Raw genomic sequence first — 21,212 nt, 5'->3', positions numbered from 1 at the left:
TGCCGCACCGGCCGATCCGGCCGCCGCCGCGTGCGTCGAAGTGGCGCAATGCCGGCTTCCGTCAACCGGCGGGGCCGGTTGAACGTTTTACAATGACGGTTGTTCCTCGACGTGAGTCTTCATGCGCACTTTCCTTTCCCTCGGCCGCACGCTCGTGCTGGCCGCCGCCGTGCTGGCGCCCGCCGCACACGCGAATAACGTGATCGTCCTCAATTCGGCCGAAGCGACGCTTTCCCTGATCGACCAGCAGACCCGCCAGGTCGTCGGCACGATGCCGACCGGCAAGGAACCGCACCACCTGATGGCCACGCCCGACAACGGTTCGCTGATCGTCGCGAATTCGGTCTCGAACAGCCTGATGTTCCTCGATCCGAAGACGGGCAAGCTGCAGCGCACCGTCGAAGGGATCGACGATCCTTACCAGCTCGGCTTCTCGCCCGACCGCAAGTGGTTCGCGGCGGCAGGCCTGCGGCTCGACCGCGTCGACATCTACAGCTACGACGGCCAGAACCTGCATCTCGCGAAGCGCGTGCCGCTCGAAGTGATGCCGAGCCACCTGGCGTTCACGAAGGACAGCAAGACGGTGCTCGTGTCGCTGCAGGTGTCCGGCGAGATCGCGGCGATCGACCTGCCGACGCAGACGGTCAAGTGGAAGATGAAGGTCGGCAAGGTGCCGGCCGGCCTGTGGCTCACGCCGGACGACAAATACGTGCTGGTCGGGATGACGGGCGCGGATTACGTCGCGGTGGTCGACTGGCGCAACCAGAAGGTCGTCAAGCAGATCTACACCGGCAAGGGCGCGCACAACTTCCGCTCGCTCGCCGACGGCACGCACGTCGCGGTGACGAACCGGGTCGCGAACACGATCAGCATCATCGACGAGAACACGCTCACCAACGTCGGCGACATCACCGGCCTGCTGCCGGGCCCGGACGACATGGAACTGTCGGCCGACAAGAAGACGCTGTGGGTGACGTTCCGCTTCGCGAAGAAGGTCGGGATCATCGATCTGCCGTCGCGCAAGCTGGTGCAGACGATCTCCGTCGGCCGCTCGCCTCACGGCATCTACTTCTACGACCGCGCGCCGTGGAAGGCGGCGAACGGCGCGTGACGGACGGAGGCGAACGATGCTGCACCTGATCGATGCGTTCGTGTCGGACATCCAGACCTGGCTGTACGTCGACGTCGTGCAGCCGCTCCTCTTCAAGTTCAACCTGATGGACTATGACGAGGACACCTACGACGCGCTGTACTGGGTGATCGTCGGCGCGCTGCAGATGGTGCTGATGTTCGCGCTGCTGCGCCCGCTCGAGGCGCTGCTGCCGGTCGAACGCTGGAAGAGCCGCCGGGCCGTGCGGGTCGACGTGATCTACACGGCGATCTCGAAGCTCGGCATCTACACGCTGTTCTTCTTCTTCGCGCTGCAGCCGGTGTTCGACAACTTCCAGGCATGGCTGCGGCTGCACGGCGTCTCGAACTTCAACCTCGACTATCTGTGGCCGGGCGTGACCTCGCAGCCGATCGTCGCGTTCGCGATCTACCTCGTCGTGCTCGACTTCGCCGGCTACTGGTATCACCGCTGGCAGCACAAGTTCGGCATCTGGTGGGAGCTGCACGCTGTCCATCACAGCCAGCGGCAGATGTCGCTGTGGTGCGATGACCGCAACCACCTGCTCGACGACGTGATCCAGTCGTGCTTCTTCGCGTCGATCGCGCTCGTGATCGGCGTGACGCCGTCGCAGTTCGTCGTGCTGACCGCGTTCACGAACTTCATGCAGAGCATCCAGCATACGAATGCGCGGCTGTCGTTCGGCTGGCTCGGCGAGCGCCTGCTCGTGAGCCCGATCTTCCACCGGCGCCACCACGCGGTCGGCTATGGCCACGAAGGCACCAAGTACGGCTGCAACTTCGGCGTGCTGTTCCCGTGGTGGGACATGATGTTCGGCACCGCGTCGTGGAACCGCACGGTCGAGCCGACCGGCATCCGCGACCAGGTCGAGGGCGTGTCCTACGGCGAAGGCTTCTGGGCGCAGCACGGCCTCGCGTTCGTGCGGATCTTCCGGCGCCTGTTCCCCGCGAAGCGCGGCGCGGCGTCGGCCTGATCCGGTTACTCCGCCGTTGAACGCCTCTCCCACGCGGCCCGCATGCGCTTTGGCGCATGCGGGCCGCGTGGTTTATCCTTTCCCCGTTTTTCTCCGTCGATACAGGCCCGCATGAACGACCTGCTGCGTTCCTTCGTCCGCGCATTGGCGAGCGCATTGCATCCGCGCATGCTCTGGCTCACCCTGATGCCGTTCCTCGTCTCGGCCGTCCTGTGGGGCGTCTTGCTGTGGTTCTCGTGGCAGACGCTGATCGACGCCGCGCGCGGCGCGCTCGACGGCTTCGTGCTGACGGCCGCGCTGTATCGCGCATTCGACGCGATCGGCATGTCGCAACTGCATGCGGTCGTCGCGCCGTTCGTCGTCGTGTCGCTGGCGATTCCGCTGATCGTGCTGACCGTGCTGCTGCTGATCGCGACGATTTCGATGCCGGTCGTGATCAAGCACCTGTCGAACCGGCAGTTCGCGGCGCTCGAGTCGAAGCGGGGCGGCACCTTCTTCGGCAGCGTGTTCAATTCGCTGTGGGCGGCGCTGGCCGGCATCGTCGTGCTCGTCGTCACGATTCCGTTGTGGCTGATCCCGCCGTTCTTCGCGCTGCTGCCGCCGGTGATCTGGGGCTGGCTTACGTATCGCGTGATGACCTACGACGCGCTCGCGCTGCACGCGAGCCGCGACGAGCGCCGTACACTCGTGAAGCAGCACCGCTGGCCGCTGATCGGCATCGGCGTCGCGACCGGGCTGCTCGGCACCGTGCCGACCTTCGTGTGGGTGTCGTCGGTCTGGATGATGGTGCTGTTCCCGTTCGTCGCGGCGGCCATGATCTGGGTTTACGCTTTCATCCTCGTCTTCTCGGCGCTGTGGTTCGGGCACTATTGCCTGCGCGCGCTGGAGGACTTGCGCGCCAGCGCGCGCGCCACCGCAATCGACATGGGGCAGGCATGAGCATCGGCATCATCATCATCGGCGACGAAATCCTTTCGGGCCGCCGGCAGGACAAGCATCTGGCGAAGGTCATCGAGCTGCTCGGCGCGCGCGGTCTCGCGCTCGACTGGGCCGAATACGTCGGCGACGATCCGGCGCGCATCACGGCGACGCTCGCGCGTGCGATCGCGTCGGGCGACATCGTGTTCTCGACGGGCGGCATCGGCGCGACGCCGGACGACCACACGCGCCAGTGCGCGGCCGCCGCGCTCGGCGTGCCGCTCGAACTGCATCCGGAAGCGAAGGTGCTGATCTCGGAGCGGATCCGCGAAACGCACGCCGATCCGGCCACGCCGGTCGACTTCGACTCGCCGGAGAACCAGCACCGCTTCAACATGGGCGTGTTCCCGGTGGGCGCGACGATCATCCCGAACGGCTATAACCGGATTCCCGGCTTCTCGGTCGGCGATCTCCACTTCGTGCCGGGCTTTCCGGTGATGGCCTGGCCGATGATCGAATGGGTGCTCGATACGAAGTACGTGCACCTGCATCACGCGACGCCGCACGCGGAGCGCTCGCTGTACGTGTTCGAGCTGCCGGAATCGACGCTCACGCCGCTGATGGAGCGCATCGAGCGCGACTTCCCCGGCGTGCGCGTGTTCAGCCTGCCGAGCGTCGGCGACGCGGAACGCGGCGGGATCTACGCGCGCCGTCACATCGACCTTGGCGTGAAGGGCGAGCCGGAAGCGGTCGCGGTCGCGTTCGTGAAGCTGCGCGAAGGTGTGCACCTGCTCGGCGGCGACGTCGTCGAGCCCGAGCTGCCGCGCGCCTGAGCGGCGCGCAAATCAGCCGCACAAAAGCCACGGGCCGCGCAACGCGGCCCGTCATCGGCATGTCATCGCCCGGCTCGACGATGGTGCAGTTGTCACCGCCGGGAGCGGCGTGCCGTCAGGCGCCGATCCAGGGCAGCTTGCGGAAGCACCAGCCGTCGACCGTCTTGCGATGGCCTTCGGCGTCCTTCGCGCCCTCGAAGCCTTCGAGCAGGTCGAACGCCTTGGTGAAGCCGGCCTGCGACGACGCGACCGCGGCGAGCTTCGAGCGCGCGGCGCTGCGGCACAGGAACAGCACGGGCGTATCGGGCGGGAGGGCGGCCTTCAGTTCATTGACGAATTCGGCGTTCGGCACGCCGCCCGGGTAGCGCGTCCATTCGAGGTGCAGGTACTGGCCGTCGCCGACGAGCGGACGGCCGATCCAGTCGAGTTCGGCGCGGGTGCGCACGTCGACGAGGCGCGCCGACGGGTCGAGCTGCAGCAGTTCGAATGCTTCGACCGGCAGCAGTGCGCCGGCGTAGTTGAGCGCGCCTTGTGCGCGGCGTTCGTCGGCCTTCGCGTAAAGCTGGTCGAGCGTACTCATGGCGGAGAGTCTCCTGTCGGTCAAACAAACATTCTAGCGCGGCGTCGCTTCCCGGATGTCCGTATGCGGCACGGTGCGCGCACCGTACACGCGTTCACCAAAAGAGTGCAGAATGGCGTGCGTGCACCAGAATGATTCAACGGGTTCGGCGTGTTTCGACGATTGCACCATGCAGGTGCTTTCGGTTGGCGGCCGATGCGGCCCCGGGCCCCGGAATCGCGCAGCACAGCCCCGTCGCGGCGAGCGCCGGCGCGATTCGCGCCAATCTTGCGCATGGGTGGCACGGAAGCTGCTTTATAGAATTCGGTCAAATCGGGGCGCGCTGCGCAAAAGCTTGATCCCGATCAGCTCGATAAACGAGGCGGTTCCCAGTCCGCCGGAATTGTTCAATCAGGAGAAGAGGTTATGAGTAAAACCGTCGCCGACGTCATGCAACTCGTGAAGGACGAGGACTGCAAGTTTGTCGATTTCCGCTTCACGGATACGCGCGGCAAGGAACAGCACGTGTCGGTGCCGGTTTCGGCGTTTGACGAAGACAAGTTCGAAAGCGGTCATGCATTCGACGGTTCGTCGATCGCGGGCTGGAAGGGTATCGAGGCGTCGGACATGCTGCTCATGCCGGACCCGAACGCTGCCTTCATCGACCCGTTCTATGAAGAGTCGACCCTCGTGCTGACCTGCGACGTGGTCGAGCCGGCAGACGGCAAGGGCTACGAGCGCGATCCGCGTTCGCTCGCGAAGCGCGGCGAAGCGTACCTGAAGAGCACGGGCATCGGCGACACGGCCTACTTCGGTCCGGAGCCGGAATTCTTCATTTTCGACTCGGTCCAGTGGAACACGGACATGTCGGGCTGCTTCGTGAAGATCAACTCGGAAGAAGCACCGTGGTCGGCCGGCAAGGAATTCGAAGGCGGCAACACGGGCCACCGTCCGGGCACGAAGGGCGGCTACTTCCCGGTCGCACCGGTCGACACGTTCCAGGACATGCGTTCGGAAATGTGCCTGCTGCTCGAACAGCTCGGCATCCCGGTCGAAGTGCACCACCACGAAGTGGCGGGCCAGGGCCAGAACGAAATCGGCACGAAGTTCTCGACGCTGGTCGAGCGTGCGGACTGGACGCAATGGTCGAAGTACATCATCCATAACGTCGCGCACTCGTACGGCAAGACGGCGACGTTCATGCCGAAGCCGGTCGTCGGCGACAACGGTTCGGGCATGCACGTTCACCAGTCGATCTGGAAGGACGGCCAGAACCTGTTCGCGGGCAACGGTTATGCCGGCCTGTCGGAACTGGCGCTGTTCTACATCGGCGGCATCATCAAGCACGCCCGTGCGCTGAACGCGATCACGAACCCGACGACGAACTCGTACAAGCGTCTGGTCCCGCACTTCGAAGCACCGGTCAAGCTCGCTTACTCGGCGCGCAACCGTTCGGCATCGATCCGCATTCCGCACGTGTCGAACCCGAAGGGCCGCCGTATCGAAACGCGCTTCCCGGATCCGATGGCGAACCCGTACCTGTGCTTCACGGCGCTGATGATGGCCGGCCTCGACGGGATCCAGAACAAGATCCATCCGGGCGAAGCCGCGGACAAGAACCTGTACGACCTGCCGCCGGAAGAAGATGCAAAGATCCCGACCGTTTGCGCGGGCCTCGACCAGGCACTCGAAGCACTCGACAAGGATCGCGAGTTCCTGACGCGCGGTGGCGTGTTCACGGACGGCATGCTGGATGCGTACCTCGCGCTGAAGGAGCAGGAGCTGGCGAAGTTCCGCATGACGACGCACCCGATCGAGTTCGAGATGTACTACTCGCTGTAATCGGCGATGGCGCTTCGATTCAGCGCCGTTTTGCCGGTTCGTTCCCGTCGCGCGGCTTGCGGCGGGAACGGCGGAGTCTGAAAGGGGACGGCGTCCAGCCGTCCCTTTTTTGTTCCGAGGATTTTCATTTTCTGGCCCGTTGAGGCGCGACAAGCACGCAGATGGTTCTGAAGAATCTGATCAAGGCGAAGACGGGGCAACCCGAGCGACTGACGGACGACGAGCGGCTCGCGCGCTCAGGCCTGCTTGCGGGGCTGGAAGCGCTGCCGACGGTCGTGATCGTGCTCGACCGCAAGACGCTGCGGATCGCGTTCGCGAATCCGTCCGCGGAAGCGATGCTCGACATCTCGCGCCGGCAACTCGCGCAGCGGCCGTGGGGCGAGATTTTTCCGAATGCGAACGAACTCGCATCGACGATCACCGCGATCGGCGAGGAGCGCTTTCATGCGACGCACCTCGATACCGTGCTCGACCGGCCCGGCCGCGAACCGCTGCACGTGCATGCGATCGTCGGTTTCCTCGAGACCGCGCCCGATTTCGTGCTCGTCGAGCTGTTCGAGAACGAGCGGCAGTCGCGTACCGATCGCGAGGAGCGCATCCACGACCTGACCGCGGTCAACAAGCAGCTGATTCGCAACCTCGCGCACGAGATCAAGAACCCGCTCGGCGGAATTCGCGGCGCAGCCCAGCTGCTCGAATTCGAACTCGGCGAGCGCGAGCGCGGCGAGTTGCGCGAATACACGCAGGTGATCATCAAGGAGTCCGATCGCCTGCAGACGCTCGTCGATCGCTTGCTGGAGCCGCATCGGCATCCGCATATCGTCGGCGACGTGAACATACATGAAGTGTGCGAACGCGTGCGCGCGGTGATGCTCGCGGAATTCCCGCGCGGGCTCACGATCGAGCGCGACTACGACGTGAGCGTGCCGGATCTGCGCGGCGACAAGGAGCAGCTGATCCAGGCGCTGCTCAACATCGTGCGCAACGCCGCGCAGGCGCTGCGCGAACGGATCGCACAGGGCGACGCGAAGATCGAGCTGCGCACGCGCATCGCGCGCAAGATCACGATCGCGAAGCGCCTGTACAGGCTGGCACTGGACTTGCATGTGATCGACAACGGGCCCGGCATTCCGGAAGAGATCCGCGACCGGATCTTCTATCCGCTCGTGTCCGGGCGCGAAGACGGCAGCGGTCTCGGCCTCACGCTCGCACAGACGTTCGTGCAGCAGCACGACGGGATGATCGAGGTCGAAAGCCGGCCCGGACGTACCGAATTTCAGATCCTGCTGCCGCTCGACCATTGAGCGGCGGCAGTGCGATTCACCGGATTTCCCCATTCTGACCGACCTATGAAGCCGATCTGGATAGTAGACGACGACCAATCGATCCGCTGGGTGCTTGAAAAGGCGCTCGCCCGGGACAGCTTCGCGACGAAGAGTTTCGCGAACGTGCGCGATGCGCTGGCCGCGCTCGACCACGAGACACCGCAGGTGCTCGTGTCCGACATCCGGATGCCGGGCGGCTCGGGCCTCGAGTTGCTGCAGGCGATGCACGAACGCCTGCCGGGCCTGCCCGTCATCATCATGACGGCGTTCTCCGATCTCGACAGCGCCGTGGCGGCGTTCCAGGGCGGCGCGTTCGAATACCTCGCGAAGCCGTTCGACGTCGACAAGGCGGTCGAGCTGATCCGCCGCGCGGTCGAGGAAAGCCTGCGCGGCGGCACGCCGCAGGACGAGCGTGTCGCCGAGGCGCCGGAGATGCTTGGCCAGGCGCCCGCGATGCAGGACATGTTCCGCGCGATCGGCCGCCTGTCGCACTCGGCTGCGACCGTGCTGATCACGGGCGAGTCGGGCACCGGCAAGGAGCTCGTCGCGCGTGCGCTGCATCGTCACAGCCCGCGTGCGAACGGGCCGTTCATCGCGCTGAACACCGCGGCGATTCCGAAAGACCTGCTCGAATCCGAGCTGTTCGGTCATGAGCGCGGTGCGTTCACCGGCGCGCAGACGACCCGCCAGGGCCGCTTCGAGCAGGCCGAGAACGGCACGCTGTTCCTCGACGAAATCGGCGACATGCCGTTCGACCTGCAGACGCGCCTGTTGCGCGTGCTGTCGGACGGGCAGTTCTATCGTGTCGGCGGGCACAACCCGCTGCGCGCGAACGTGCGCGTGATCGCCGCGACGCACCAGAATCTCGAGGCGCGCGTGCGGCAAGGGTTGTTCCGCGAGGACCTTTACCACCGGCTCAACGTGATCCGGCTGCGCCTGCCGCCGCTGCGCGAACGCAGCGAAGACATCGCGCTGCTCACGCGCCACTTCCTGCAGAAGAGCGCGCGCGATCTCGGCGTCGAGCCGAAACGGGTGTCCGACGACGCGCTGGCGTACCTGACGTCGCTGGCGTTTCCCGGCAACGTGCGGCAGCTCGAGAACCTCGCGAACTGGCTGACCGTGATGGCGCCCGCGCAGACCGTCGAGATCAAGGATCTGCCGCCCGACCTCGTGCCGGCCGGTGCGCCGGTCGTCGCGACGGGCGACGGCATGGATGCGCACGGCAACGGCGGCGGCGCGCTGGCCGGGCAGCCGGCCATCGGTGCGGCGCCGGTGGCGTCCGCGCCCGTCGCGGCCGCGCCGAACGGCGCGCCGGCCGGTTATCCGGTGTGGGAGCATGGGCTGCGCACCGAAGTCGCGCGGCTGTTGCGCGAGAACTCGGCCGACGTGATGGACGAGCTCGCACGCCGCTTCGAGGCGGCCGTGATTCGCGAAGCACTCGACTTCACCCGCGGCCGCAAGGTCGAGGCCGCGGAGCGGCTCGGCATCGGCCGCAACACGATCACGCGCAAGATCCAGGAACTGCATCTGGAGCCCTGAGCATGATTCGCGGCACGCGCGGGCATCGCGCGTGCCGCGATCGGACATAATCGCGGTTTGCCGTTACGCTTATCCGCAATGTCCGATTCCTTCCGCTGGCCCGCCGGGGCCGACCCGTTCCGTTTCCTCGAAGCGCTCGACAGCAAGCGCGCCCGCACGTGGGTCGACGAGCAGAATGCACGCACGCGCGCCGCGCTGCGCGACGACGATGCGTATCGCGCGCTCACGGCGCGTCTCGCGAAAGCGTATCTGCCGCGCGAACGCCCGGTGATTCCGACCCGCTGGCGCGACTGGGCCTACGACCTGTGGCAGGACGATCTCCATCCGAAGGGGCTGTGGCGCCGCGCGCGCTGGGATGACTGGCGCGCCGGCCGGCCGGTGTGGGAAACGCTGCTCGACGTCGACGCGCTCGGTGCCGAAGAGGGCGAGTCGTGGGTGTTCGAGCAGGACGCGATCCTGTATCCGGACGGCGACCGCGCGCTCTTGTCGCTGTCGCCGGGCGGCGCCGACGCCGTCGTCGTGCGCGAATTCGATCTCGTCGAGCGCCGTTTCGTCGATGGCGGTTTCACGATCGACGAGCCCGGGCATCACACGATCGGCTGGATCGACCGCGACACCGTCTACGTGAGCTGGGATCGCGGCGAAGCGCATGCGACCGCGGCCGGTTATCCGTATGAAGCACGGCGCTGGGTGCGCGGCACGCCGCTCGCCGACGCGCCCGTCGTATTTCGCGGCGAACCCGACGACATCAGCGCGGGCGCGGGGTTCGATCCGATCGACAACCGTCACGTCGCGTGGCGCAGCGTCGATTTCTTCGACGCGCATGCGTACCGGCTGACGGAGGCGGGCGACTGGGCGCGCTACGACGTGCCGACGCATGTCGAAGTCGGGTTCTGGGAAGGCTGGCTCGTGCTGGAGCCGCGTCTCGACTGGGATTGCGACGGCGTGCGCCATGCGGGCGGCTCGCTGCTGGCGATCCGCGAGCAGGCGTTCATGGACGGGGCGCGCGACTTCACGACGCTGTTCGCGCCGCAACCGTCGACGTCTGCGTGTACGTGGACGCACACGCGCACGACGCTGATCGCGAGCTGGCTCGACGACGTGCACAACCGCACGATGCTGTGGCAGCCGCGCCAGGCCGACGACGGTACGTGGGTGTGGGACGCGCGGCCGTTCGACTGGCCGTGCGACGCGCAGATCGACGTCGAGCCGGTCGAGTCGACGCTGAACGACGAGATTTACGTGGACGTCGACACCTATCTCGACCCGCCCGAATGCTGGCTGGCCGATCTTGCCGATCGCGCGGCCGATGCGGCGTCGCGTCGCGTGCTGCTCGACCGGCCGCCGGTGCAGTTCGACGCGGCCGGGCTCGTCGTGCGCCGCGCGAGCGCGCGCTCGCGCGACGGCACGGTGGTGCCGTACACGCTGATCGGGCCGAGCGATGCACTCGATGCGCCCGACGGCGCCGCGCGCGTCGCACGACCGTGCCTGCTGTCGGGTTATGGCGGCTTTGCGATCCCGAACCTGCCGGGCTACAGCGACGCGTTCGGCATCGCGTGGCTCGAACGCGGCGGCGTGATGGCGTTCGCGCATATCCGCGGCGGCGGCGAGTTCGGGCCGCGCTGGCACGTCGACGCGCAGCGCGAACACCGGCAGCGCTCGTTCGACGATTTCATCGCGGTGGCCGAGGATCTGGCAGCGACGGGCGTGACGACCGCCGCGCAGCTCGGCATCGAGGGCGGCAGCAACGGCGGGCTGCTGGTCGCCGCGTGCATGGTGCAACGGCCGGAACTGTTCGGCGCGGTGCTCTGCCGCGTGCCGCTGCTCGACATGCGGCGTTATCCGAAGCTGCACGCGGGCGCCGCATGGCTCGACGAATACGGCGACCCGGACGATCCGCGCGAGGGCGCGGCGCTGGCTGCGTATTCGCCGTATCACCGCGTGCGCGAAGGCGTCGCGTATCCGCCGTTACTGCTGACGACGTCGACCCGCGACGACCGCGTGCATCCCGCGCATGCGCGCAAGATGGCCGCGCGCATGCAGGCGCTCGGTCACGAACAGGTGTGGTACTGGGAGAACACCGACGGCGGCCACGGCAGCGCCGACGATCTGGAACGCGCCGAATCCGACGCGGCCGAATTCGGGTTCCTGTGGGCCCATCTCGGGCCGGCGCCCGCGCGTCGCTGAACGCGCGCGGGCGGCGCGATCAGCCGACGACCGCGACGACGGGCGTGTGGTCGGACGGCTGTTCCCACGTGCGCGGCGTGCGGTCGACCTCGCACGACGTGCAGGTTTCCGCGAGCGCCGGCGACAGCAGGATGTGATCGATGCGCAGCCCCGCGTTGCGGCGGAACGCCATCATCCGGTAGTCCCACCACGTGAAGGTCTTCTCGGGCTGTTCGAAGCGGCGGAACGCATCGACGAAGCCAAGCTCGATCAGCTGCGCGAAGTGCGCGCGCTCCTGCGGCGACACGAGGTTCTGGCCTTCCCATTTCGCGGGGTCGTGCACGTCGCGGTCTTCCGGCGCGATGTTGTAGTCGCCGAGCAGCGCGAGCTTCGGGTAGCGCTGCAGTTCGGTGCGCAGCCACGCTTGCAGCGCGTCGAGCCACTGCATCTTGTAGGCGAACTTGTCGGAGTCGGGCGCCTGGCCGTTCGGGAAATACGCGGACACGATGCGCACGCCGTCGACCGTCGCGGCGACCACGCGCTGCTGCGGATCGTCGAAACCGGGGATGTTGCGCACGACATCCGCTTCGTCGACGGACAGCGTGTCGCGCGCGAGGATCGCGACACCGTTGTAGGTCTTCTGGCCCGTGAACCAGCTGCGGTAGCCGGCCGCTTCGAGATCGGCGCGCGGGAATTTCTCGTCCGGCAGCTTCAGTTCCTGCAGGCACAGCACGTCGGTCCCGCTTTGCGCGAGCCAGTCGAGCACGTGCTGCTTGCGGACGTTGAGCGAGTTGACGTTCCAGGTGGCGATTTTCATGAACGGAAGTGTGCGTGCGGGATAAATGCGGAGGGCGCCATCTTACCGCGAGCACGCGGTGCGAACGTGCGCGTCGCGATGAAGGCATCACGCATCAGGGGCACTGCAGCGGGGCGGGTAGAAAGGATTGTGACAAAAGTGTTGACGTAAGTACTTCCTCACCCTATAATTTATTTCTCTGACGCGGGGTGGAGCAGTCTGGCAGCTCGTCGGGCTCATAACCCGAAGGTCGTAGGTTCAAATCCTACCCCCGCAACCAAGCACACCAGACGATGTGCAGCGCAAGTGACCACTGCGCGCTTCGTCGACAGGAACCCGGCCCCGTGCCGGGTTTTTTGTTTTCCGCGCGCGTATCAGCGTGCCGCCCACTCCACGGCCGCCTTCGCATGCAGCGCGGTCGTGTCGAACACCGGCAGCGGCGAGTCGTCCGCGCCGATCAGCAGCGTGATTTCCGTACAGCCGAGGATCACGGCCTGCGCGCCGCGCGCCGCCAGACCTTCGATGATCGTCACGTATGTCGCGCGCGACGCCGCGTCGACGATGCCGTGGCACAGCTCGCCGTAGATGATCCGGTGCACGTCGTCGCGGCCGCGTTCGTCCGGCACCAGCACGTCCATCCCGAACTTTTCGCGCAGCCGCTGCGCATAGAACGGCAGCTCCATCGTGTAGCGCGTGCCGAGCAGCGCGACGCGCTCGATGCCCGCGTCGCGCAGCGCGGCGCCGGTCGGGTCGGCGATATGCAGGAACGGCAGCGTCACCGCGGCTTCGATCGCTTCGTGCACGCGGTGCATCGTATTGGTCGTCAGCACGACGAGATCGGCGCCGGCCGCTTCGAGCTGCCGCGCGGCGTCGGCCATCCGTTCGCCGAGCGCGTCCCAGTCGTGCGCGCGCTGCAGCGCTTCGATCTCCGCGAAATCGACCGTCACCAGCACGCTTTTCGCGTTGTGGTGCCCGCCGTGCAGCACTTTCGAGTGGCGGTTGATCAGCCGGTAGTACTCGGCCGACGATTCCCAGCTCATTCCGCCGATCAGTCCGATCGTCTTCATCCGTCGCCTCTGCATGTCGTGTGTCGTGGCAGACGAGTATAGGGGCCGCAACCGGCGCACGGGCGGTACGATCCGCGCGCAGCGGACCGGTACGGCACCGCCGGGCCGGGCGGCCGATGGCGGGCGCACGCGACAGTTGAAACCGGCACTGTGTTTTTGTACAGTATCGGCACCGTGAACCCGACCACCATTCCGCCTGCCGATCCGCACGTGCCGCCGCCGGGCGACGCGCTGCCGCGCATGCGCAAGATCATCCACTGCGATTGCGACTGCTTTTACGCATCGGTCGAGATGCGCGACGACCCGTCGCTGCGCAACCGGCCGCTTGCGGTCGGCGGCCGGCCCGACCAGCGCGGCGTGATCGCGACCTGCAACTACGAGGCGCGGCGCTACGGCGTGCATTCGGCGATGTCGTCGGCGCTCGCGATGCGCAAGTGCCCGGACCTGCTGATCCTGCCGTCCGCGATGGACAAGTACCGCGCGGCGTCGCGGCAGATCATGGCGATCTATCGCGATTACACGCCCGACGTCGAGCCGCTGTCGCTCGACGAGGCGTACCTCGACGTCAGCGGCTCCGAGCGGTGCCAGGGCAGTGCGACGCTGATTGCGCGCGAGATCCGCCAGCGCGTGCACGACACCGTCGGCGTGACGGTGTCGGCCGGTGTCGCGCCGAACAAGTTCATCGCGAAGATCGCGTCCGACTGGAACAAGCCCGACGGCCTGTTCGTCGTGCGGCCGCACGAGATCGACGCATTCGTCGCGGCGCTGCCGGTGCGCAAGCTGCACGGCGTCGGCAAGGTGACGGCCACGCGGCTCGACCGGCTCGGCATCCAGACCTGCGCGCAGTTGCGCGACTGGCCGCTGATCGACCTGCATCGCGAGTTCGGCACGTTCGGGCGGCGGCTGTACGAACTGTCGCGCGGGATCGACGAGCGGCCCGTGCAGGCCGACCAGGAGCGCAAGTCGGTCAGCGTCGAGACGACCTACGTGACCGACCTGACGACGCTCGAGCAATGCGCGGACGAGATCCGCCGCCTTGTCGTGGAGCTCGATGCGCGCATCGCGCGTGCGGGTGCCGCGCGGTCGATCCGCAAGCTGTACGTGAAGATCCGCTTCGCCGATTTCCAGCGCACGACGGTCGAGTGCGTGGCCGACGCGACGAATGCGGACACGGCCGTCACGCTGCTCGCGAAGGGGCTGCAGCGGCGCGCGCAGGCCGTGCGGCTGCTCGGCGTCGGCGTGCGTATCGACGAGGACACGGCCGAGCGTCACGGGCAGTTTTCGCTGTTCGACGACGAATCGTCCGCACCATGAAAAAAGGCACCGCCGAAGCGGTGCCTGTCGTTCCTGCCGGCCGAGCCGGGCAGCGCGCTCAATGCGTGGGCGCGGCCATCCCGTTGTGGCGCAGCAATGCATCGATCTTCGGCTCGCGGCCGCGGAACGCCTTGAACGAATCCATCGCCGGGCGGCTGCCGCCGACCTCGAGGATTTCGCGGCGATAGCGCGTGCCGGTTGCCGCGTCGAGCACGCTGCCGCTTGCGGCGGCCGCTTCCTCGAATGCCGCGTACGCGTCGGCCGACAGCACCTCGGCCCACTTGTAGCTGTAGTAGCCGGCTGCATAGCCGCCCGCGAAGATATGGCTGAACGTGTTCGGCCAGCGCGAGAACGCCGCCTGCGGGATCACGTGGTAGCGCTCGTTGATCTCGCGCGCGAACGCGTTCACGCCGGTGGCGCCCGCCGGGTCGAAGTCGACGTGCAGCAGCATGTCGAACATCGAGTACACGATCTGGCGCAGCGTGCCGAGCCCGCTCTGGAAATTCTTCGCGGCAATCATCTTGTCGAACAACTCGCGCGGCAGCGCGGCGCCCGTGTCGACGTGCGACGACATCGACGACAGCACGTCCCATTCCCAGCAGAAGTTTTCCATGAACTGCGACGGCAGCTCGACCGCATCCCATTCGACGCCGTTGATGCCCGACACGCCGAGCTCGTCGACGCGCGTGAGCATGTGGTGCAGCCCGTGGCCGAATTCATGGAACAGCGTGATGACTTCGTCGTGCGTGAAACACGCGGGCTTGCCGCCGACCGGCGCCGAGAAGTTGCAGGTGAGGTAGGCGACCGGGGTCTGCACGTCGCTGCCGCGCTTCGCGCGCGAACGCGCGTCGTCCATCCATGCGCCGCCGCGCTTGCCTTCGCGTGCGTACAGGTCGAGATAGAACTGCGCGACGAGCGAGCCGTCGCGGTTCTCGACGCGGAAGAAGCGCACGTCCTGGTGCCACACCGGCGCGTCGTCCGGCTTGATCCGCACGCCGAACAGCGTCTCGGTGACGGTGAACAGGCCCTTCAGCGCGGCCGGTTCCGGGAAGTACTGCTTGACCTCGTTTTCCGAGAACGCGTAGCGCTGCTGGCGCAGTTTTTCGGCCGCATACGCGATGTCCCACGGCGCGAGTTCGGCCAGGTCGAGTTCGTTCGCGGCGAATGCGCGGAGTTCGTCCCAGTCCTTGTCCGCGTGCGGGCGCGCACGGGTCGCGAGATCCTCGAGGAACGCGATCACCTGCTGCGGCGATTCGGCCATCTTCGGCGCGAGCGACACTTCGGCGAAGTTGCGGTAGCCGAGCATCTGCGCCTCTTCGCGGCGCAGCTTCAGCTCGTCGGCGACGATCGCCGTGTTGTCCCATTCGGCCTTGCCGTCGCCGTACTGCGGACCGAGTTCCGACGCGCGCGTCGCATAGGCGCGATAGAGCGTCTCGCGCAGCGCGCGGTTGTTCGCGTACTGCAGCACCGGGAAGTACGACGGGAAGTGCAGCGTGAATTTCCAGCCGTCCTTGCTGTCCTTTTGCGCGGCTTCGCGGGCAGCCTCGATCGCGTCGCCCGGCAGGCCGGCCAGCTCGGCCTCGTCCTGCACGATGTACGCGTATGCGTTGGTCGCGTCGAGCACGTGGTCGGAGAATGCCTTCGACAGCGCGGCCTGCTGTTCCTGCAATTCCGCGAAGCGCGGTTTCTGGTCTTCGGGCAGCTCGGCGCCCGACAGGCGGAAATCGCGCAGCGCGTTGTCGAGGATCTTCTTGCGTTCGGCGGACAGCGTCGCGTATTCGGCGCTCGCGGCGATCGCCTTGTACTTCTCGTACAGCGCGAGATTCTGGCCGACGCTCGACCAGAATTCGGTCACGCGCGGCAGGTTCTCGCCGTAGGCGGCCCGCAGCTCGGGCGTATCGGCGACCGCGTTCAGGTGACCGACGATGCCCCATGCGCGACCGAGCGGCTCCGACGCGTGTTCGACCGTCTCGACCACATCGGCCCAGATCGACGGCGTCGCGGGTGCGCTCGCGGCTTCGACCGCGCGGGTGGCTGCGTCGAGCAGCGTATCGAGCGCGGGCGTCACGTGTTCCGGGCGAATCTCGCCGAAGCGGGGCAGGCCGGAGAAGTCGAGGAGCGGATTGGTGTTGGCGCTGGCGGACATAAGACTCCCTGTCTGTTGCCGGATGAACCGGGATAAAAAGGGTAACGGCGGTAAGGCGCGACGGCGCCCGATACCGACATTATTGGGGCGCATCGTGCGCTTTCCAATCGTTAGTTTCTAACGGTGTGATTGACGCAGGGTCGGATGCGGGGCGGAAGGCGGTCTGGCGAGGGGACGAGGCGAGGTCGGCGCGGATCGGCCGGTGAGACGCCGGCGCACGCGAACCGCGCGCCGGCTGAACAGGCGCGCGGTCAGGCGGCCGCTGCGGCGGCGCGCTCGGCGGCTTCGATCGTGTTGATCAGCAGCATCGTGATGGTCATCGGGCCGACGCCGCCCGGCACCGGCGTGATGTGGCCGGCTACTTCCTTCACGCCCGCGAAGTCGACGTCGCCGCACAGCTTGCCCGCGTCGTCGCGGTTCATGCCGACGTCGATCACCGTCGCGCCGGGCTTCACCATGTCGGCGGTCAGGATGTTGCGCTTGCCGACCGCGGCGACCACGATGTCGGCGTCACGCGTGTGCGCGGCGAGGTCGCGCGTCTTGCTGTGGCAGATCGTCACGGTCGCGCCGGCTTCCAGCAGCATCATCGCCATCGGCTTGCCGACGATGTTCGAGCGGCCGATCACGACCGCGTTCGCACCCTGCAGCGCGATGTCGTGGGCTTCGAACATCTTCATCACGCCGTACGGCGTGCACGGGCGGAACAGCGGCTTGCCGGTCATCAGCGCGCCGGCGTTCGCGACGTGAAAGCCGTCGACGTCCTTCTCCGGCGCGATCGCCTCGATCACCTTGTGGCTGTCGATGTGCGCGGGCAGCGGCAGCTGGACGAGGATGCCGTGGATCTTCGGATCGCGGTTCAGCTCGTCGATGCGCGCGAGCAGGTCGGCTTCCGACAGCGTCGCCGGGTACGCATCCTTCAGCGAGAAGAAACCGTTGTCCTCGCACGCCTTGATCTTGTTGCGCACGTAGACTTCGCTCGCCGGGTTCGCGCCGACGAGGATCACCGCGAGACCGGGCTGGTGGCCGCGTGCGGTCAGGGCGGCGGCGCGTTCGGCGGCCTGCGCGCGCAGGGTCTTCGAAAGGCCGTTGCCGTCAATGAGGAGGGCTGTCATGGTGGTGGGTCCTGCCGGGAAGTTGGAATGCGGGCGTGCGGCGCTCGAAGCGCTGCAGCAAAGCAGGCAATTATACCGGTCGCCTGCTGCCGTCCGACAGCGAATCAGCGCAAAGCGTCATGGCCGCGGCGCTCGCGCGCCGGGAAGAAACGCCGCCGCCGCGCGAGTGGGCCGCATCGCGCGGGGCGGCAGGGGCAAGCACGCCATCGGCGTGGACAGGCCCCTGGGCCGGGCGGGCAGTGCCGCCGCGGCCGGCGAACGCTCAGGCCTGTTTCTTCGACAGCGCGAGGCGCAGCAGGTCGGCCACCGTGTTGACGTTGAGCTTTTCCATGATGTTCGCGCGGTGCGCTTCGACCGTCTTGATGCTGATGCCGAGATCGTCGGCGATCTGCTTGTTCAGGCGGCCCGCGATGATCCGTTCGAGCACCTGCTGCTCGCGCGCGGTCAGCTTCGACAGGCGCTCGCTCGCGGCACGCTGTTCCTGGACGCTCTTGCTTTCGCTTCGGGCCTTGTCGAGCATCCGCTCGACGAGCTTGCGCAACTCGGCTTCGTCGAACGGTTTCTCGATAAAGTCCATCGCACCCTTTTTCATCGTCGACACGGCCATCGGCACATCGCCGTGACCCGTGACGAAGATGATCGGCAGCGCGGCGTTGTCGGCGATCAGGCGCTCCTGCAGTTCGAGGCCGCTCATGCCCGACATCCGGACGTCGAGGATCAGGCAGGCGATCTGGCCGGCCTGCTGCGCCGGCTGATACGCATCGAGGAATTGCTCGGCGCTCGAGAAGCATTGCACGCGATAGCCGTTCGCCTCCAGCAGCCAGCGCAGCGAGTCCCGTACGGCCTCGTCGTCGTCGACGACAAAGACGGTTTCCTGAGTGGTGGTGACAGGGCTATTCATAGTTCTCCCGTAACGGTATGTGATGCCGATGCCTCGCGCCCCCCTCGGCCGAGATCAGCGGGTTCCCCAATGGGCAGGCTGCAGTGGAACGTCGCGCCGGAAATGCGGCCATCCGGCTCGACGTTGTTGACCACCCACAGACGCCCCCGATGCGATTCGATGATCGAACGGCAGATGTTCAGCCCCATGCCCATGCCATCGGACTTGGTGCTGTAAAACGGTTCGAACAGGCGCTCGGCGGTCGCTTCGTCGACGCCCGGGCCCTGGTCGATCACGCGGATGTCGACGAATCCCGCATCGATGTCGGCAACGACGCGGATCACGCCGTCCGCCGACGCCGGCTTCACGTCGGCCATCGCTTCGGCCGCGTTCTTCATCAGGTTCATCAGGACCTGCTCGATCAGCACGGGGTCGACATAAATAATAGGCATTCTTGCGAGGATTTCCGTGACGATCCGGATCCTGCGCTTCCTGGCCTCGATTTCGGCGAGCCCGACCGCGTCGGCGACGATGTCCGCGACGCGCGCCGGCTGGCGCTTCGGCTCGCTGCGCTTCACGAATTCGCGGATCCGCTTGACGATCATCCCCGCGCGCAGCGCCTGCTGCGCGGTCTTTTCGAGCGCGGGCTGCAGCGTCTCGGGCGTACCGCGGCCGCTCTTGACCAGCGCGAGCGTGCCCGAGCAGTAGTTGTTGATCGCGGCGAGCGGCTGATTCAATTCGTGAGCAATCGACGACGCCATTTCACCCATCGTCATCAATCGGCTCGTGAACTGCAGCTTCTCTTCCTGCTGGTGCGCGAGTTCCTGCGCCTTCTTGCGGGTCGTGATGTCGGTCGCGATCTGCATCTGCGCGAGGTGGCCGTCCACCCACTGGATGTACTGGCGGCGCACCTCGAACCACTTCTGGATGCTCTCGACATACACCTCTTGCGCATCGGCGGTGCTGCTCGTCAGCGCGGCGGCCGGCAGGCCCGCGAACGCGTCGACCATGTCGATCGAGTCGGACGAGGCCTGCGCGCGGTCGAAGCCGCCGCCGGACAGTTCGAGATGGCCGTCCGGGCGGATGCCGAACAGGTGGCGGTAGTAGCGGTTCGCGAACAGCAGCTCGGCCTCGTCGGCGGCCAGCACCGACACCGCGGCGTCGAGGCTTTCGAGCACCGTCGTGAAGCGCTCGTGCGCGGCCGCGAGTTCCTCGCGCGCGCGCTTCGGCTCGGTGATGTCGGTCATCGACGACATCCAGCCGGTCTGGCGGCCGGAGCTGTCGATCAGCGGCGACACGTACAGGCGCGCGTGGAACAGCGTGCCGTTCTTGCGCCGCACGCGCAGCTCGAAGCCCGAGCTCGGCGCCTTGCCGCGCAGCGTCATGTCGAGCTGGCGCTGCATTTCCGGGTAAGCGTCGCGCGGCCAGTACGGGAACGGCGCGACCTTGCCGACGAGATCGGTTTCGTCCCAGCCCGTCATCCGGCAGAACGCGGGGTTCACGTGCGTGATGCGGCCGTGCATGTCGAGCACGCGCATGCCGATCAGCACCGAGTTTTCCATCGCGCGGCGGAAGAACGCTTCCGCGTACAGCGCCTGCTGCGCCTCGAAGCGCTGGCGCGTGTGCTTCCACAGGCTCCAGAGGCTCCACAGCACGAAGCACGACAGCCCCGCGACGAGCCACACGAGCGTGTTGTTGGTCAGGTTGGTGAGCTGCGGGAACGCGTACACGCGCACGGTCAGCCCCTGGCCGGGCGGATCGAGCGGCAGGTCGTAGTGGGAGTCGCGCGGCAGGCGCGGGCGCGTCGAGGTGGACGACAGCTCGCGGTTGTTCGCGTCGGTGATCGAGATCTTGTACTTCGACGACAGTTCCTGCGGGATGTCGTGCTTGAGGATGCCCTCGACCGAGAACACCGCGGCGATCGAACCGAGATATTCGCGGTCGCCGCGCATCACGGGCGTTTGCAGCGTGATGAAGCCGTTGCCGAAGTCGTCGTAGATCAGCGGCGAATAGGCCTGGCGGCGCGTGCTGCGCGCTTCGTCGTAGGCGCCACGCACGGCGTCCTGCATCTGCGCGTCGCCGGGCTTCGCGAGCCGCTGGCCGAGCAGCGGCGGATGCACGGTCGGCCAGCGCTGCACGCCGGGCGCCGTATACCAGTTCAGGTAGAGGATTTCCGGATGCGTCTGCATCACGTCGGCGACGGCCATCTGGAACGCGTTCTGGTCGAGGCGGCCGGACGCGAGATCGCGCGACAGCGCCTGCAGCTGTTCCTGCGCGCCCGTCATCGACAGGCGGATCTGCTGCTGCGCCCATGCGACGTTACGGAACAGGGTGTCTTCCTGCTGCTGCTGCTCGCGGCGGTTGAGACTCCATAGGATGAGGCTCATCACCACGAGGAACACGAGGATCGACAGCAGCGGCGTCAGCAAATAGGAATTGGACCACCACGGTCCGTGGTGCCAACGGGACGGCTGCGACTCCGCCGGCGGGCCCGACGGTCGCGCCGAGCGTGCGAAAAGCCGATCGGTCAACATGGCAGGATTGTAGCGCAGCGCAATACATGGAAAACCTATACCGGATATGTTGAACGGAAACGGATTTGTTCAGCCGGGA

General features: G+C 66.8%; 16 protein-coding genes and 1 tRNA gene. 10 read left to right on the top strand and 7 right to left on the bottom strand.

Features of this window, described 5'->3' with window-relative positions:
- Positions 1–121: 121 nt before the first annotated feature.
- The 4 genes from ACN22W_RS12050 to ACN22W_RS12035 all read left to right on the top strand — a co-directional run bounded on the left by ACN22W_RS12050 (position 122) and on the right by ACN22W_RS12035 (position 3,853).
- Positions 122–1,111, top strand: coding sequence for a beta-propeller fold lactonase family protein (locus tag ACN22W_RS12050; protein WP_343494615.1), 990 nt, complete (start codon positions 122–124; stop codon positions 1,109–1,111).
- A 16-nt stretch (positions 1,112–1,127) separates the two neighbouring features.
- Positions 1,128–2,102, top strand: a complete 975-nt coding sequence (locus ACN22W_RS12045) for a sterol desaturase family protein (protein WP_412021490.1) — start codon at positions 1,128–1,130, stop codon at positions 2,100–2,102.
- 111 nt (positions 2,103–2,213) lie between these two features.
- Positions 2,214–3,041, top strand: coding sequence for an EI24 domain-containing protein (locus tag ACN22W_RS12040; RefSeq protein WP_129512516.1), 828 nt, complete (start codon positions 2,214–2,216; stop codon positions 3,039–3,041).
- Positions 3,038–3,853, top strand: coding sequence for a competence/damage-inducible protein A (locus ACN22W_RS12035; RefSeq protein ID WP_419684462.1), 816 nt, complete (start codon positions 3,038–3,040; stop codon positions 3,851–3,853). Before ACN22W_RS12040 ends, ACN22W_RS12035 begins: the two co-directional genes overlap by 4 nt.
- Positions 3,854–3,968: 115 nt before the next feature.
- On the opposite strand, the gene ACN22W_RS12030 is transcribed toward ACN22W_RS12035, so the two are convergent.
- Positions 3,969–4,433: a rhodanese-like domain-containing protein gene (locus ACN22W_RS12030; protein ID WP_048248801.1), complete on the bottom strand. Its 465-nt coding sequence runs from the start codon at positions 4,431–4,433 to the stop codon at positions 3,969–3,971.
- A 405-nt stretch (positions 4,434–4,838) separates the two neighbouring features.
- Between ACN22W_RS12030 and glnA the strand changes: the two genes are divergently transcribed.
- The 4 genes from glnA (at position 4,839) to ACN22W_RS12010 (ending at position 11,305) form a co-directional block, all read left to right on the top strand.
- Positions 4,839–6,254 carry a type I glutamate--ammonia ligase gene (gene glnA, locus ACN22W_RS12025; RefSeq protein WP_129512515.1) on the top strand — a complete coding sequence of 472 codons (1,416 nt, stop codon included), beginning with the start codon at positions 4,839–4,841 and terminating at the stop codon, positions 6,252–6,254.
- Positions 6,255–6,415: 161 nt separating this feature from the next.
- A complete protein-coding gene (gene glnL / locus ACN22W_RS12020) occupies positions 6,416–7,558 on the top strand; it encodes a nitrogen regulation protein NR(II) (protein WP_048248798.1) in 1,143 nt (380 codons plus the stop codon).
- Between the two features lie 45 nt (positions 7,559–7,603).
- Entirely contained in the window at positions 7,604–9,118 is a 1,515-nt protein-coding gene (gene ntrC, locus ACN22W_RS12015; protein ID WP_048248797.1) for a nitrogen regulation protein NR(I), read from the top strand.
- Positions 9,119–9,196: 78 nt separating this feature from the next.
- Positions 9,197–11,305 carry a prolyl oligopeptidase family serine peptidase gene (locus tag ACN22W_RS12010; protein ID WP_419684458.1) on the top strand — a complete coding sequence of 703 codons (2,109 nt, stop codon included), beginning with the start codon at positions 9,197–9,199 and terminating at the stop codon, positions 11,303–11,305.
- Positions 11,306–11,324: 19 nt separating this feature from the next.
- Here ACN22W_RS12010 and xth read toward each other — a convergent pair whose 3' ends face one another.
- Entirely contained in the window at positions 11,325–12,101 is a 777-nt protein-coding gene (xth, locus tag ACN22W_RS12005) for an exodeoxyribonuclease III (RefSeq protein WP_048248794.1), read from the bottom strand.
- Positions 12,102–12,283: 182 nt separating this feature from the next.
- Between xth and ACN22W_RS12000 the strand changes: the two genes are divergently transcribed.
- Positions 12,284–12,360 (top strand) — tRNA-Met (locus tag ACN22W_RS12000).
- A 94-nt stretch (positions 12,361–12,454) separates the two neighbouring features.
- Here ACN22W_RS12000 and ACN22W_RS11995 read toward each other — a convergent pair.
- Positions 12,455–13,147, bottom strand: a complete 693-nt coding sequence (locus ACN22W_RS11995; protein WP_419684456.1) for an aspartate/glutamate racemase family protein — start codon at positions 13,145–13,147, stop codon at positions 12,455–12,457.
- 150 nt (positions 13,148–13,297) lie between these two features.
- On the opposite strand from ACN22W_RS11995, the gene dinB reads away from it, so the two are divergent.
- The gene (gene dinB / locus ACN22W_RS11990; RefSeq protein ID WP_412021555.1) at positions 13,298–14,461 is read left to right on the top strand and encodes a DNA polymerase IV; all 1,164 of its coding nucleotides are present in this window, start codon (positions 13,298–13,300) and stop codon (positions 14,459–14,461) included.
- A gap of 58 nt (positions 14,462–14,519) precedes the next feature.
- Here the strand turns inward: dinB and ACN22W_RS11985 are convergent, their stop codons facing one another.
- The 4 genes from ACN22W_RS11985 to fixL form a co-directional block, all read right to left on the bottom strand.
- Positions 14,520–16,607: a M3 family metallopeptidase gene (locus ACN22W_RS11985; protein WP_419684453.1), complete on the bottom strand. Its 2,088-nt coding sequence runs from the start codon at positions 16,605–16,607 to the stop codon at positions 14,520–14,522.
- Between the two features lie 251 nt (positions 16,608–16,858).
- Positions 16,859–17,719, bottom strand: coding sequence for a bifunctional methylenetetrahydrofolate dehydrogenase/methenyltetrahydrofolate cyclohydrolase FolD (folD, locus tag ACN22W_RS11980; protein ID WP_193098693.1), 861 nt, complete (start codon positions 17,717–17,719; stop codon positions 16,859–16,861).
- A gap of 262 nt (positions 17,720–17,981) precedes the next feature.
- Complete coding sequence (fixJ, locus tag ACN22W_RS11975; RefSeq protein WP_006493245.1) at positions 17,982–18,620, bottom strand: oxygen response regulator transcription factor FixJ; 639 nt, start codon at positions 18,618–18,620, stop codon at positions 17,982–17,984.
- Entirely contained in the window at positions 18,617–21,133 is a 2,517-nt protein-coding gene (fixL, locus tag ACN22W_RS11970; RefSeq protein WP_419684442.1) for an oxygen sensor histidine kinase FixL, read from the bottom strand. Before fixL ends, fixJ begins: the two co-directional genes overlap by 4 nt.
- Positions 21,134–21,212 lie beyond the last annotated feature (79 nt).

Source organism: Burkholderia theae (assembly GCF_048565265.1).
Classification (GTDB): Bacteria; Pseudomonadota; Gammaproteobacteria; order Burkholderiales; family Burkholderiaceae; genus Burkholderia; species Burkholderia theae.
Note: the sequence above shows the minus strand (reverse complement) of the source record. Positions and strands in the feature narration are given on the sequence as shown.